The organism is Arenibaculum pallidiluteum (assembly GCF_017355985.1).
Taxonomy (GTDB): Bacteria; Pseudomonadota; Alphaproteobacteria; order Azospirillales; family Azospirillaceae; genus Arenibaculum; species Arenibaculum pallidiluteum.
The window spans coordinates 15,240-29,175 of record NZ_JAFIQU010000004.1; the positions used below are offsets into that span (position 1 = coordinate 15,240).

Below are 13,936 nucleotides of genomic sequence, written 5' to 3' on the forward strand. Positions count from 1 at the left end.
TCAACCGGGAACCGTCCCGTTCTGAAGTCGGCGTCAGCAGTCCAATGGTTGAGTTTGAGGCTGCGGAGTGATCTGAAAGAATGCCGTTAAAACCCCGCCTGGCCTTGTTCGCTGCCGTTCCTGATGGGAGTATGTCGCCGGTGCGGGTTGCATCTTGTCGTTTGTGGAAGTGCTAGGACGCATCATACCCTGCGCGTGAATTCCACTGTCGGTTGCGCCCCACCACGAGAGCGCTACACGAACACCCAATGCGCCCAAGCCTGTTGCAAACGGTCCGTGTCGAGGAGCATGGAGGCCACACGTGGGATGGAGATGCCTCTCGCAAAGCGCAATACGCACTTCTTTCGTGTAGTTAATCCGCCTGCCGGACATCCGTCAGCGTAAAAAGTATCGAATAACATTTTGCGCCGCGCGATTTTGCCTATACAAAATACGCAGGCATGTGCCCGGCCCCGGCGGTATGGCGCCGGGGCGATCATCGCATTGCCGATCGTGGCCCATTGCGGGAGCGTTGAGAGCGTGCGGCCCATCTACATCTCCTATCTGAACCGCCTCGACATCGAGGAGCTGAAGCTCGATGACGACGAGATCCTCCGCGCCGTCGAGGCAAGCCTGGCCGCCCAGGGGCGAGGCGAGACCGTGATCGAGCCGCGGGTCCATCTGGAGCCCGGTGTGGCGCGCGGGCATTTCAACGTGCTGCGCGGCGCCATCAGGGAGCCGATCGATTCCGCCGGCGTGAAGGTCGTCGGCGACTTCGTCGACAACTACACGCTCGGCCTGCCGTCCGAGCTTGCGGTCCTGCTGCTGTTCGATCCCCACACCGGCATTCCGAAGGCCTTCCTCGACGCCAGCGGCATCACAGACATGCGCACCGGGGCCGTGACCGCAATCGGGGCCAAGCACCTCGCCCGCGCAGGATCGAAGGTCCTCGGCCACATCGGTGCCCGGGGCACCGCCTACTGGAATGTCCGCCTCCTCGACCGGCTGTTCGGCTTCGACGAGATCCGGGTCCATTCACGACGGCCAGAGAGCCGGAATGCCTTCGCCGAGCGGCTGAGCCGGGATCTCGGCAAACCCGTCGTCGCGACGGAGGACTGGCGGAGCTGCGTCGAAGGCGCGGATATCGTGGTCGAGGCGTCCCGCCTCGTGCAGCCGGAACCGCTTCTCAGGACCGAGTGGATCAAGAAAGGGGCTCTCGTCGTCCCCTACGGCACGATGAGCGCCGTCGAACTCTCCCTGACCGACATCATGACGAAGGTCGTCGTCGACGACTGGGGGCAATGCCGGACGGGGAAGTTCGGCAGCCTCCGCGCCCATGTGGAGACGGGAAGGCTCACCGATGCGACGCTCCATGGGGAGCTCGGCCAGATCGTGGCAGGCTCCAGGCCCGGACGCGAGAGCGAGGACGAGACCAACCTGTTCTGGCACCGCGGCCTCTCGCTTTCAGACATCGCGCTGGGCCACGCGATGCTGGAGAAGGCCGAACGCATGGGCATCGGCCAGCGCCTTCGCTTCGCCTGAGTTTGTGGATTTCCACCGACGGGTTCGACAACAAGAGCAGAGAGGACAGCGCGATGTGGAGGTTTCGGTTCGGTAGCGCCGTGGCTGGCGCGTTCCTGATTTCGGCGCTCCTGGCGCCGGCTCAGGCCCAGACCGTCAAGGTCGGCAGCAAGAACTTCACCGAGCAGTTCATCCTGGCCGAGCTCTACTCGGCCGCGCTGGAGAACTCAGGTCTCAAGGTCGAGCGCAAGATCAATCTCGGCGGCACGCTGATCGCGCACCAGGCCATAACGACCGGGGAGATCGACCTCTATCCCGAATACACGGGCACGGCACTGGTCGCGGTGCTCAAGGGCGAGGTATCCAGCGACGCGCAGAAGGTCTACGAGCAGGTAAAGGGCTTCTACGAGAAGGAGTACCGGATCACCTGGCTGAAGCCCGCGGGGATCAACAACGGCTATGCCGTGATCGTGCGGCCGGACATCGCCGCCAAGTACCAGCTCAAGACCCTCAGCGACCTCGGCCGGAACGCTGGGGAGCTCGTCATCGGCGCCGGGCCCGAATTCGCGGACCGCAAGGACGGCCTGCCGGGTCTGAAGTCGGTCTACGGGGCCGAGTTCAAGGAGTTCCGCCAGTTCGCCAAGCTCGGCCTGCGCTACGACGCGCTGTCGGCCAAGCAGATCGATGTCGCCAACGGCTTCGCCACGGATTGGCAGATCGCCGACCAGAAGGCGGTGGTCCTCGCCGACGACAGGAACCTCTTCCCGCCGTATTACGTGGCCCCGGTCATCCGCCAGGACGCTCTCGCCGCCAACCCGCAGATCGCGGGCGTTCTCGAGGCGGTCAACGCGGTGCTCGACAACGAGACCATGCGCACCCTGAACGCGAAGGTGGAACAGGAGCGCGAGGAGCCCCGGGACGTAGCGCGCGCATTCTTGAAATCGAAAGGGCTGCTGAAGTAGCCACCTGCGATGTCGGAGACGCCGCACGAGAGAGCAGACGGAATGGTCGAGATCGGCCACTCGCCGCTCTCGCCCGTCCAGGTCGCCGCGATCGCGCGCGGCGGTGCCGCCGTCCGGATCGCCCAGGCAGCCTGGGACCGCATCGCCGCATCCCATGGCGCGATGCTGTCGCTGACCGGCAGCGGAGCCGCGATCTATGGGGTCAGCACCGGCCTGGGCGCCGCGGCGGACACGGCAGTGACGCCCGGCGATCCCGGCATGCAGCAACGCATCCCGCTCGCCCGTTCGGTCGGCGTTGGCCGCCGGGCAGGGGAGGACGAGGTGCGCGCGATCATGGCCGTCCGGCTGGCCCGCCTCGCGGCGGGATGCTCAGGCGCCTCGCCGGCCGCGGTCAGCGCGCTTGCCGACCTCCTGAACACGCGCGTGCATCCGATCGTCCCCATGACCGGATCGGTGGGCGAGGCGGACCTGGCGCCGCTCGCCCACATCGCATCGGTGCTTTTCGGCTTCGGCGAAGCCGAGCATGCCAGCGAGATCCTGGAAGGGGCCGTCGCCCTGCGCCGTGCCGGGCTGGCGCCGCTGGTGCCGGGCCCCAAGGACGGCCTGGCTCTGGTCTCGTCCAACGCGGCCTCGGTCGGGCTCGCAGCGCTCGCGCTCGTCGACGCCCGCCGGACCCTGGCCGGGATGCTCGCCGCGGCAGCGCTGTCCTTCGAGGGCTATCGAGCCAACGTCTCGCCGCTGCTTGCCGTCGCCGTCGGCCTGCGCCCGGTCCCGGGCCAGCAGGCGGCAGCCAGTGCGCTGATGGCGGCCTTTCACGGCGGCGACCTGCCGAAGCCGGGGACGGCGCGGCGCCTCCAGGATCCGCTGAGCTTCCGGTGCGTCGCCCCGATCCACGGCGCCGCCCAGACGGCCCTGTCCGGCGCCTGGGACGCCGTCCTGCGCGAGCTCGCCTCGTCCGACGACAACCCCGCCATCCTGCCGGCGGAAGAGGGTGGGCGGGCGGTGCCCAACGCGAATTTCGACACCACCCATCTGGCGCTCGCCTTCGAGGGGCTGGGCCTCGCGCTCGGCCGCATCGCCGCGGCCAGCGGCGAACGGATCATGAAGCTGATGTCCTCGGATTCGAGCGGGCTGCCGCGCTTTCTCAGTCCGATCCAGCAGGGCCGGAACGGGTTTGCGACGGTGCAGAAGACGGTTTCGGCACTTCTCGCCGAGATCCAGCATCGAGCAATGCCGATGCCGCTCTTCGTCATGCCCGTCGCGGACGGTGTCGAGGACTACGCGACGATGGCGCTCTCGAGCGTGGAGAAGACCGCCGCGATCGCCCGCCGGGTCCGGCTCCTTGCGGCCATCGAGCTCATGGTCGCCGCGCAGGCCCGCGATCTCCGTCCGGGCTCGACGCTCGGGCTGGGCACGGGCCGCGTCCACGACGCCGTGCGCTCCGCCGTGGAGCCGCTGCACGAGGACCGGCCAGCGGCGCCGGACATCGCCGCGCTCGACTCACTCGTCGCAAGTGGCGCCTTCGACGATGCCTTCGCCGCGGACGGGAATCCGGCCTGATGCGCTGGACGCCCACCCACATCCCCGACATCCTGGAGGCGCTGGGCCAGCATCTGCTGCTGGTCGGGCTTTCTGTCGGCATCGCCTTCGCGATCGCGCTGGTGCTGGGGATATGGAGCGCACGGCGTCCGGCCGTCTACGCGGCCGTGCTCGCCGTGACCGGAGCGATCTTCGTCATCCCGAGCCTGGCCCTCTTCGCGCTGATGATCCCGTTCATGGGACTGGGCACGAAGCCGGCGGTCGCTGGTCTGGTGGCCTATTGCCTCCTGATCCTCGTGCGCAATGTCGCGACCGGGATGCGCGCGGTCCCGGCGGACGTCCTCGATGCGGCGCTCGGCATGGGCTATGGCCGGTGGGGCCTGCTCTGGCGGATCGAGCTCCCATTGGCGCTCCCGCACATCGTCGCGGGCATCCGCCTTGCCACCGTTACGGTGATCGGCATCGCCACCGTCGCGGCCTACATCAACGCCGGCGGTCTGGGCGCCATCATCTTCGCGGGCATCGACCAGCGCTATCCCGAGAAGATCATCGTCGGCGGGCTTCTGACCTCACTCCTTGCGATCGGGGCCGATTTCGTCCTGACCCGGGTCGAACGCCGGCTGCGCGCCGACCGTTCCGCGTGAGGAGTTCGCCGTGCTGATCGAAGCGCTGCAGTGGATCCCCGCGAACTGGCCGACCGTCTGGACGGCCCTGCAGCAGCACCTGCTCATGAGCGCCGTCGCGCTTGGAATCGCCCTCGTGGCCGGCATACCACTCGGCATCGTCGTGACCCGGAGCCCCCGCGCCGCCGCGCTTGCCATCGGAGCCGTGAACGCGCTCCGGACGATCCCGAGCATCGCGATCCTGGCAGCCGCCCTGCCGATCCTCGGCATCGGCTTCGCCCCGTCCGTCGCGGCGCTCGTGGTCCTGGCGATGCCGCCGATCCTGCTCAACACCTATGTCGGCCTGAGCGAGGTCGACCCCGAGGTGGTGGATGCCGCGACCGGCATGGGAATGACAGCGCGCCAGACGATGTGGCGGATCCAGATCCCGCTCGCCGCACCGGCGATCTTCGCCGGGGCGCGGACCGCGGCGATCCAGGTGATATCCGGCGCGACGCTCGCCAGCTTCATCGGCGGCGGGGGGCTCGGCGACTTCGTCACCGCAGGGATCGCCATCATGGACATGCGCCGCGTGCTCGCGGGCGCCATCCCCATCGCGCTCCTCGCCCTGGGCGTCGAGGTCGGGCTGGCGCTGACAGAGCGGTGGATTTTCGGAAAGCCCAGGCGGATGCCATGACGCGGCGGTTGCCATGACGATGATCCTTCTCGATGCCGTCACCAAGCGCTTCTCCCCAGCGCTGGCGCCGGCCGTGGACGAGCTCAGCCTCGTGATGGGCGAGGGCACGACCACCGCGCTGATCGGCCCGTCGGGCTGCGGCAAGACGACCACGATGCGGATGATCAACCGGCTGATCGAGCCGACCTCCGGCCGGATCGTGATCGCGGGCGAGGACGTCACCCGCAGCGATCCCGTCACCCTGCGGCGGCGGATCGGGTACGTGATCCAGCAGGTCGGCTTGTTCCCGCACCTGACCATCGCCGAGAACGTCGCGACGGTGCCTCAGCTCCTCGGCTGGCCGGAGACGCGGATCCGCGCCCGGGTCGACGAGCTGCTGGCCCTCGTGGGGCTCGACCCCGCGACGGTGCGGGCGCGCTACCCGCGGCAGCTCTCCGGAGGCCAGCGTCAGCGCGTCGGCGTGGCACGCGCGCTGGCTGCGGATCCGCCCGTCATGCTGATGGACGAACCCTTCGGGGCCATCGATCCGATCGCGCGCGGTCGCCTGCAGGACGAGTTCAAGGAGATCCTGCGTCGCGTGCGCAAGACGGTGGTGATCGTCACCCACGATCTCGACGAGGCCGTGAAGATGGGCGACTTCGTCGCCATCATGAAGGACGGCCGCCTGGTCCAGCACGACACGCCCGATGCGATCCTGGCCCGGCCGGCGGGTGACTTCGTCCGCTCCTTCGTGGGGCAGGACAGGGCGTTGCGCCGCCTCGGCCTGCGCCGGGTCGATGACGTGATGACGCCGCCGACGGGCAGCAGGGGCCCCTCCGTTCCCCGCGGCACGAACCTTCGCGATGCGTTGTCAGTGGTCCTCGCCGAAAGCGCGCCGGTCCTGATCGTGGTCGCGGCGGACGGCACGCCGGTCGGCGAGATCAACCGCGACGCCTTCTTCGAAGGGCGGTCTGCAGAGGAGCCCGGCGGGAGCGGGATGCGCGGCTGATGCTGATTGCGAACGCGAGAATGTACGCGGTTGCCCCCGAGGCGGCGGCCGCCTGGAAGGACCTCTTCGCTTGGCTGTCCGAGCGCGCGGGCGTCCCGCTCACGGTGATCGAACACGCCTTTCCCGCGCCGCTTTCCGAGCTTTGGGCACGACCCGATCTCGCCTGCGCGTTCATGTGCGGGCTGCCATACCTGCGCGCGCGCGATCGCCCCAAGCCGGTCGCCGCGCCAATACCGGCGGCCGGGCGCAATGGGGGCCGTCCGGTCTACGTGACGGATCTCGTCGTGCAGGCGGCGTCCCCATTCCGGACCCTCGAGGACACCTTCGGCGGACGGCTCGGCTACACGGTGGAGGACTCGCACTCCGGCTACAACGCGCTGCGCCATCACCTCCTGCCGTTCCGGCAGGCGAGGGCGAGCGCGCTGTACCGGGACAGCGTCGGCCCGCTCCATACGCCGCGCAACGTGATCCGCGCGCTGCTCGCGGGAGAGATCGACATAGGTCCCGCCGACGGCTACGCCCTCGACCTGATGCGACGCCATGATCCCACGCTGGACGAGCGCATCCGGATCGTGGCCACCACGGATCCTGCCCCGATCCCGTTCCTGGTGGCAGGTCCCGGCTGTCCCGACGAGACGGTCGCGCAGCTCCGGGCGGCGCTGCTGGGCTTCGCCGAGGCGCCCGAATGCGCCGATATCGCGGCGAGGCTGTGCCTCGCCGGATTTGCTCCGGTGCACCTGCCCGACTATGCCCTCATCGCCGCATGGGAGTCCGAGGCGCAGGCCCAGGGCTACGACCGGCCGGCGTGACGAACCCGCGGGCGACCTGCGCGTGCCCTAGACGCCTTCGCCGTGCTGCCCTTGCTGGGTCAGGGTCGCGACGAAGCGCCTGGTGCGCTCACGCGCGGGACGGGCGAACAGCTCGCGGGAGGGACCGGTCTCCACGACCTGCCCGTCCTCCAGGAACACGGCCTCGTGCGCGATCGTGGCGGCGAGGCGCAGGTCATGCGTGGCCATGACCATGGTGGTGCCCTCCTCGGCCAGCTTGCCGAGCACCTCCACGACCTCGCCGGACAGCTCCGGATCAAGGGCGGAGGTGGGCTCGTCGCACAGCAGCACGCGCGGCGACGGCGCGAGCGCCCGCGCGATGGCGACGCGCTGCTGCTGCCCGCCCGACAGCGTCGCCGGCCAGGCATCGGCCTTATGGTCCATGCCGACCTTGCGGAGCAGGGACACGGCGCGCTCCCGCGCCCTCTCCGCCGGCCATTTCTGGACCGTGATCAGCCCCTCCATCACGTTCTCGATGGCGGTGCGGTGGGGAAAGAGCTGGAAGTTCTGAAAAACCATGCCGGTCTGGCCACGCAGCCTCTGGATGTCCTTCCAGCCGGGCCTGACGCCGGGCTGGAAGGACATCTCCTCCTCGCCGATGCGCAGCGTGCCGGAGTTCGGGATCTCCAGGAGGTTGATGCAGCGCAGGAGCGTGCTCTTCCCGCCGCCCGACGGACCGATCAGTGCGGTGACGCACCCCTCCGCCACGGTCAGCGACACGCCCTTCAGGACCGGCACGTCGCCGAAGCGCTTCTCGATATTCGACAGTCCGATCACGACCTGGCCTCCAGAAATCCGCCGTACCGCGCCAGCCGCCGTTCCAGCCGGACCTGCATCGCGGAGAGAACCGAGCTCAGCACCAGGTAGATCAGCGCCACTTCGACATAGAGGATGAGCGGCTCGTAGGTCGTCGCCACGATGCGCTGAGCCGCCTGGAACAGCTCGGGCACCGTGATGGCGGCCGCCAGCGACGTGTCCTTGACGAGCGAGATGAAGCTGTTGGACAGCGGCGGCACCGCGACGCGCAGGGCCTGCGGAAGGACGGTGCGCCGCATCGCCTGCGTCCAGCTCATTCCGATGGAGTAGGCGGCTTCCCACTGGCCCTTCGGAACGGAGCCGATCGCGGCGCGGATGATCTCAGACGTGTAAGCGCCGACGCTCAGCGTGAAGCCGATCAGCGCCGCCGGGAAGGCATCCAGCACGATGCCGGCGCTCGGCAGGCCGTAGAAGATCAGGAAGAGCTGCACCAGCAGCGGCGTGCCGCGAATGATCCAGACATAGAAGCGGACGATGGCGGCCAACGGCGGCGGCCCGAAAAGCCGGATCACAGCGGTCATCAGCCCCACGACGAGACCGAGCGCGAAGGAGGCCAGCGTCAGCGGCACGGTGAAGGCCAGTGCCGCCCACAGCAACGACGGCAGCGAATCCGCCATCAGGGTCAGCCAGTGCAGCACGGCGATGGGGCCTTTCGCGTTTCGGGGGGCGGAATGTGGGCGGGCACGCCCGTCCCACTGGAGGGGAACAGAAGAACATGCGCAGCTCGGACCGGGCGAGGCGTCTGGCGAGAAAGACGCACTTCGTCACTGCCACCCTCGCCCGGCGTCATTGGCTCCCTCTCCAGCGGAGAGGGAGCAGGTCGCAAGCCGCTCCTACTTCGAGACGTCCGCGCCGAAATACTTCAGGGAGATCTTGCTATAGGTGCCATCGCCCTTGATGGCCTCCAGCGCCTGGTTGATGGCGGCCACCAGCGCCGTCTCGCCCTTGCGGACGATGATGCCGGAATGGCTTGCCTTGTCCTCGGTCGCCACGACCTTCACGTTGGCGTTGGGCTTCTGCTTCTTGAAGTCGAGGAAGGTCAGGCTGTCGTTGAGCGTCGCGTCGGCCCGGCCGTTGAGGACGAGCTGGATCGATTGGTCGAAACCGTCGGTCCCGACGAGCTGCGCGCCCGAGGCCTCGGCGAGCTTGCCGAAATTGCTGGTCAGGCTCTGAGCCGACTTCTTGCCCTTCAGGTCGGCGAAGCTCTTGATGCTCTCGTTGTCGCCGCGGACGATCAGCACGGCGCGGCTGGCGATGTAGGGCTCGGAGAAGTCGTACTTCGCCTTGCGCGCCTCGGTGATGCCGACCTGGTTGATCACGGCGTCGTAGCGCCGGGCATCGAGACCGGCGATCAGGCCGTCCCACTTGCCCTCCAGGAACTCCGCCTTCACGCCCATGCGCTTGGCGACCTCGCGCCCAAGCTCGACATCGAAGCCGACGAGTGCACCGGAGGTGTCGTGATAGGTGAAGGGGGCATAGGTGCCCTCGGTCCCGATCTTCAGCACGCCTTCCGATTTGATGCGCTCAAGATCCGATTGGGCGTGGGCCGCGGACAGGGCCGCCACCTGCAGCAAGCCCGCGATGAGCAGCGATTTCAGGCGTTTCATACTGATGCCCCGTGTTTGTGGAAGAGGGATGCCGTAAATGCCGCCTCTGCGATGCGCAGCCGCGGTACCAGCGGTTTCGGGGCACGCTACTTAGAAGCACAGTTCCAGGCAAGAGAGCTGCCTCTGCATTTACCGCTTATCAGAAGCGCTTTTCGCGATATTCCACGTAAACGCGATGTGCAAGCCGTCGGATCTGGACTCCGAAGCTTCACATGGAGGGCCGGAGTGGGGCGGGGCCCGCCCGCATCCCTCGGGCTCCGATCGCGCCGCATTGATCGGATCGGCACAAAGATTGAGCGTCAGAGGCGCGACCGCCGGCGCTTTTGCTGACAGATTGGGTCATCGCCCACCCGAGCCCGAGGCAGGCATGATTTCCCGGCTGCCCCAAGGTAGCGCAACCAGCAGCGTCCGGCTCGCGTCCGGGCCCCGCATGGTGCTCGCGCGCCCCGGCGTGGGAGCGGCCGGGCACATCGTGCAGCGCTCCGATCTGACGTCGCGTCGGGTCATGGTGGAGCAGGCGACGCTGATCCTCGTCGAGGAGGGGCGCAAACGCATCCGCTGGTCAGGCGGGGAATGCACCGCGGGCGCCGCCGAAGCCCTGACGCTCCAGGCGGGCGAGGTGGTGGACATCGCCAACACGCCAGGCCGCGGCGGCACCTATCGGGCGCTCTGGATCGCCTGGCTCCCCGAGCTGCTTGCCACCGCCGCCGTCGCCGGACGCCATGCAGGCCCGCGCGTCGCGCTGCACGGCGGCCTGGACGCGGCGTTCCACACATCGTTCCACCGCGCCTTCGACGCCCTGAGCGACGCCGACGCCCTGCCGGCGAGCATCGCCACGCACCGCCTACAGGAGGTTCTGCTCTGGCTCGGCGAGCGGGGCTTCCGCTTCGCGCCTCCCGGGCCGGAGTCGATCGGGCAGCAGGTCCGCCGTATTCTCTCGGCCGATCCGTCCGCCGACTGGTCGATGGAACGGGTGGCGCGGGAGGCCGCAACCAGCGTCCCGACGCTCCGCAGAAGGCTCGCGGCCGAGGGCGTTGCCTTTCGCGACCTCCTGCAGGACGTCCGCATGTCGCATGCGCTTGCCCTCCTGCAGAACACCGATGCTCCCGTGCTGCATGTCGCGCTGGCCGCGGGCTATGCCTCGGCATCGCGCTTCACGGCGCGGTTCCGGGCGCGCTTCGGCTACCTGCCGACCGACATCCGCGGACAGAGCCGCGGGCGTCCGTCCTCCTCCATCCCGGTCGAACGCATGGCCGACGCAACCTGACGCCGCCGGCTTTCGCAGGACAGCCGGCACCCGCGGTGCGGCGTCCGGGCGAGGGCCGATCGCCCCATCAACGAAGCTGCATTCCCGTGCATGTCGCGCGAGCGGACGCGCCTGTCCCCATGGCTTCCGAGGAGAGCCCAATGCTGAAAATCCACCATCTCGGCCACTCGCAGTCGGAACGGATCGTCTGGCTCTGCGAGGAGCTCGGCGTTCCCTACACGCTCGAGAAGTACACCCGCGATCCCGTCACGCGCCTGTCGCCACCGGAGCTGAAGGCGCTGCATCCGCTCGGCGCGGCGCCCCTAATCGAAGCCGAGGGAATGCTGCTGGCGGAATCGGCCGCCATCGTCGAGTTCATCCTCGCGCAGCACGGTCGCGGCCGCCTGCAGCACGGGCCAGAGCATCCCGACTTCGCGGCCTATCTCTACTGGTTCCATTTCGCCAACGGCAATCTTCAGCCGGCCATGCTCCGGTCACTGACCGTGGGGCGCTGCGGGCTGGCGCCGGACCATCCGGTCCAGGCCTCGGCTCAGGAGCGGCTAAACAGCGTGCTCGCCCTGATCGAGGCGCGGCTGGCGCAGAACCACCATCTCGCCGGCGCTGAGTTCACCGCGGCGGACATCATGAGTGTCTTCTCGCTAACCACGATGCGGCTGTTCCAACCCGTCGATCTTTCGCCCTATCCCAGCATACGCGCGTATCTCCGGCGCATCGGTGAACGGCCGGCCTACAGGCGGGCCATGGCCAAGAGCGACCCGGACCTGACTCCGGTCCTGGCGTGATCCCTGGGCTGCCAGACCGCATCCAGGCCGAGCTGCGCCAGCGTCTGACGGCGCAGCTCGGCAAGCCGGGGGTCACCGCGATGCCTGGAGGTAGGGCAGGTCGTTGCCGATCTCCGCCTTGATTCCTGCGGGGCAGCAACCGACCAATCGGGGAACGAGTGCCGAGACGTCCTGACGACGGCCAAGAGGATAAAACGGTCCTGTAGGGACATTTTGGAAAAACAACATCCTTCCATCGCATAGAAATCAGAAAAACCGTTCCATTGACGGAAAAACGCGCACCTCAAAGAATGTAACTAAAGACCCCTGAGCCCAATGCAGGCTGCGAAAAGCTTCGGCCCGCGCCAGCGACACGGCAGGATTTGTCCACGGAAGGGAGCGCGCGATGCCGCAGACGCAGTCCAATCCCATCACCCTGAACACACCGGCTCGGAAGCCTCGGTGCGGGCGACCTATCGCGGCGGCGTGTTCAACCAGGATCCCAGGATCACCGAGGGAACGCTCCGCTCCTTCCAGGAGGAGGAGCAGGTCATGATCGCGGCAGGCCTCCTCAAGGGCAGGGTGGATTATGGAAGATGGGTCGACAAGCGGCTGATCGACGCCGTTCACGCCGAGGCCGGCCCTCCCCAGTAGCAAGCATGGGATCGCGCAGCCCCGTCCTGCCCGGTCCAACCGCGATCCCGGTCTGTACCGACGCCCGTCAGTTACACAGTCGCGTCTCGTTAATTCTGCAGCATTGACTCGTCGCATATGGTATTAAATACTGTTCTACGCGATGACGTATCGCCGCGGGAATTTTCGGCCCCTGCTTGCGCCGCGACACCAAACGCTAAGCGCCACGATCACCGGTCGTGGAACCTTGGAGAGACCGGATGACGTTCGACACCTCTGCGCCTGCCGTCCGGCGGCGCTCGTGCCTTTCCCACACTTCCGTCACCACCCCCGGGATGTGTCGCGGGTCCTGTCGCTGACCGCGCCGGTCGCAGGATCCGCCTGAGCCGGCCTGTCGGCCGGTCACACAGCATTCCAGTCGAGGATGGGCGCCCGCGCGGCGCCCTCCCAGGGGTATGACCATGCACGTTTCCAGCAATGCCTACGCCATCGAGGTTCAGGGCCGGTCAGCCGGGATCGTCGTCGCCCAGCGCGGCGGCTTCACGTTCTTCGTGGCAGACCATGCCTTCCGCGAACTCGACGGGCGATTCTTCCGGCGCGTCGACCAGGCCCAGCGCGCAGCCCGGCACCTTGCCGCTGCCGGGGGCGAACGCAACGCCCACAACTAGCGACAACAGGGGGCAGGGAATACCCGCCCCCGCATCGGGGAGAACCATCATGGCAAACAGAATAGGCGGAATTCTCGCAGCTGCCACCGCGGTCCTTCTCGCGGCGGGAGCCGCCCGCGCCGCGGACCGCGAAGTGACCATCGGCTTTCAGACGACGATCGACCCCGCGAAGGTGGCCCAGGCAGACGGCACCTACGAGAAGGCGATAGGATGGAAGATCAACTGGCGTCGCTTCGATTCCGGGGCTGACGTGATCACGGCCATCGCGGCAGGCGACGTGCAGATCGGCTATGTCGGCTCGAGCCCGCTCGCCGCGGCGGCGAGCCGGGAACTGCCGATCCAGACCATCCATGTCGCGACGCTGATCGGAGAGGCGGAGGCGCTGGTCGTGCGCCACGGGGCCGGTATCAAGGCGCCCGGGGATCTCGTCGGCAGGAAGGTGGCGGTTCCCTTCGTGTCGACGACCCACTACAGCCTGCTTGCCGCGCTCAAGCACTGGGGCATCGATCCGAAGCAGGTCCGGATCGTCAACCTGAGGCCACCGGAGATCGGAGCGGCCTGGCAGCGCGGCGACATCGACGCCGCCTATGTCTGGGATCCCGCCCTCGGCAAGATCAAGGAGAGCGGCGATGTCCTCGTGACCTCCAAGGAGGTCGCATCCTGGGGGGCACCCACCTTCGACGCCTGGATCGCGCGCAAGGATTTCGCCTCGGCTAACCCCGACGTGGTCAGGACCTTCGTCCGCGTGACGGACGATGCCTACGCCGCCTATCACAGGGACCCCTCCGCCTGGACGGTTTCGTCGCCGCAGGCTGCGAAGATCGCCAAGCTGACGGGCGCCAAGGCCGAGGACGTCCCAGCAGTGCTGGCCGGCAACGCGTTTCCCACCGCCGCCGAGCAGGCGAGCCCGTCGCTCCTGGGCGGGGGCACAGTCGCTGCCATCCAGCGGACCTCCGCCTTCCTCAAGGAGCAGGGGCGGATCGACCGTTTGCTTCCGGACTACGGGGCCTTTGTGGAGCCGCGCTTCGTTCAGGACGCCATAGCGGCCCGCTAGTCCCGGCCAGGGTCC

15 protein-coding genes are annotated in these 13,936 nt (G+C 68.0%); 12 read left to right on the plus strand and 3 right to left on the minus strand.

Annotated elements, in window-relative coordinates; translation table 11 throughout:
• Positions 1 to 519 precede the first annotated feature (519 nt).
• Genes JUB13_RS10070 through JUB13_RS10100 form a run of 7 tightly spaced genes read left to right on the plus strand, consistent with a single transcriptional unit; the run spans position 520 to position 7,097 of the window.
• Positions 520 to 1,521 carry an ornithine cyclodeaminase family protein gene (locus tag JUB13_RS10070; protein WP_207478687.1) on the plus strand — a complete coding sequence of 334 codons (1,002 nt, stop codon included), beginning with the start codon at positions 520 to 522 and terminating at the stop codon, positions 1,519 to 1,521.
• A 53-nt stretch (positions 1,522 to 1,574) separates the two neighbouring features.
• Entirely contained in the window at positions 1,575 to 2,462 is an 888-nt protein-coding gene (locus JUB13_RS10075) for a glycine betaine ABC transporter substrate-binding protein (RefSeq protein WP_207478688.1), read from the plus strand.
• A gap of 9 nt (positions 2,463 to 2,471) precedes the next feature.
• Positions 2,472 to 4,022, plus strand: coding sequence for an HAL/PAL/TAL family ammonia-lyase (locus JUB13_RS10080; RefSeq protein ID WP_207478689.1), 1,551 nt, complete (start codon positions 2,472 to 2,474; stop codon positions 4,020 to 4,022).
• A complete protein-coding gene (locus JUB13_RS10085) occupies positions 4,022 to 4,645 on the plus strand; it encodes an ABC transporter permease (RefSeq protein ID WP_207478690.1) in 624 nt (207 codons plus the stop codon). Before JUB13_RS10080 ends, JUB13_RS10085 begins: the two co-directional genes overlap by 1 nt.
• A 10-nt stretch (positions 4,646 to 4,655) precedes the next feature.
• The gene (locus JUB13_RS10090) at positions 4,656 to 5,300 is read left to right on the plus strand and encodes an ABC transporter permease (RefSeq protein WP_207478691.1); all 645 of its coding nucleotides are present in this window, start codon (positions 4,656 to 4,658) and stop codon (positions 5,298 to 5,300) included.
• A gap of 13 nt (positions 5,301 to 5,313) precedes the next feature.
• Positions 5,314 to 6,288 carry an ABC transporter ATP-binding protein gene (locus tag JUB13_RS10095; protein WP_211115521.1) on the plus strand — a complete coding sequence of 325 codons (975 nt, stop codon included), beginning with the start codon at positions 5,314 to 5,316 and terminating at the stop codon, positions 6,286 to 6,288.
• Positions 6,288 to 7,097, plus strand: coding sequence for a phosphate/phosphite/phosphonate ABC transporter substrate-binding protein (locus JUB13_RS10100; RefSeq protein ID WP_207478692.1), 810 nt, complete (start codon positions 6,288 to 6,290; stop codon positions 7,095 to 7,097). The genes JUB13_RS10095 and JUB13_RS10100 overlap by 1 nt, the downstream gene beginning before the upstream one ends.
• A 27-nt stretch (positions 7,098 to 7,124) precedes the next feature.
• Here the strand turns inward: JUB13_RS10100 and JUB13_RS10105 are convergent, their stop codons facing one another.
• The 3 genes from JUB13_RS10105 to JUB13_RS10115 all read right to left on the minus strand — a co-directional run bounded on the left by JUB13_RS10105 (position 7,125) and on the right by JUB13_RS10115 (position 9,538).
• Entirely contained in the window at positions 7,125 to 7,892 is a 768-nt protein-coding gene (locus JUB13_RS10105) for an amino acid ABC transporter ATP-binding protein (protein WP_207478693.1), read from the minus strand.
• Positions 7,889 to 8,569 (minus strand): amino acid ABC transporter permease, encoded by a 681-nt coding sequence (locus tag JUB13_RS10110; protein ID WP_328702910.1) that lies wholly within the window; start codon positions 8,567 to 8,569, stop codon positions 7,889 to 7,891. Before JUB13_RS10110 ends, JUB13_RS10105 begins: the two co-directional genes overlap by 4 nt.
• Before the next feature lie 195 nt (positions 8,570 to 8,764).
• Positions 8,765 to 9,538 carry an amino acid ABC transporter substrate-binding protein gene (locus tag JUB13_RS10115; protein WP_207478694.1) on the minus strand — a complete coding sequence of 258 codons (774 nt, stop codon included), beginning with the start codon at positions 9,536 to 9,538 and terminating at the stop codon, positions 8,765 to 8,767.
• Positions 9,539 to 9,968: 430 nt separating this feature from the next.
• Between JUB13_RS10115 and JUB13_RS10120 the strand changes: the two genes are divergently transcribed.
• The 5 genes from JUB13_RS10120 (at position 9,969) to tauA (ending at position 13,921) form a co-directional block, all read left to right on the plus strand.
• On the plus strand, positions 9,969 to 10,805 hold the full coding sequence (locus JUB13_RS10120; protein ID WP_207478695.1) for a helix-turn-helix transcriptional regulator: 837 nt from the start codon (positions 9,969 to 9,971) through the stop codon (positions 10,803 to 10,805).
• A gap of 140 nt (positions 10,806 to 10,945) precedes the next feature.
• Positions 10,946 to 11,587 (plus strand): glutathione S-transferase family protein, encoded by a 642-nt coding sequence (locus JUB13_RS10125; protein ID WP_207478696.1) that lies wholly within the window; start codon positions 10,946 to 10,948, stop codon positions 11,585 to 11,587.
• Between the two features lie 441 nt (positions 11,588 to 12,028).
• Positions 12,029 to 12,220: a hypothetical protein gene (locus JUB13_RS10130; protein ID WP_207478697.1), complete on the plus strand. Its 192-nt coding sequence runs from the start codon at positions 12,029 to 12,031 to the stop codon at positions 12,218 to 12,220.
• 440 nt (positions 12,221 to 12,660) lie between these two features.
• Positions 12,661 to 12,867 (plus strand): hypothetical protein, encoded by a 207-nt coding sequence (locus tag JUB13_RS10135; RefSeq protein ID WP_207478698.1) that lies wholly within the window; start codon positions 12,661 to 12,663, stop codon positions 12,865 to 12,867.
• A 49-nt stretch (positions 12,868 to 12,916) separates the two neighbouring features.
• The gene (gene tauA / locus JUB13_RS10140) at positions 12,917 to 13,921 is read left to right on the plus strand and encodes a taurine ABC transporter substrate-binding protein (RefSeq protein ID WP_207478699.1); all 1,005 of its coding nucleotides are present in this window, start codon (positions 12,917 to 12,919) and stop codon (positions 13,919 to 13,921) included.
• Positions 13,922 to 13,936: the final 15 nt, after the last annotated feature.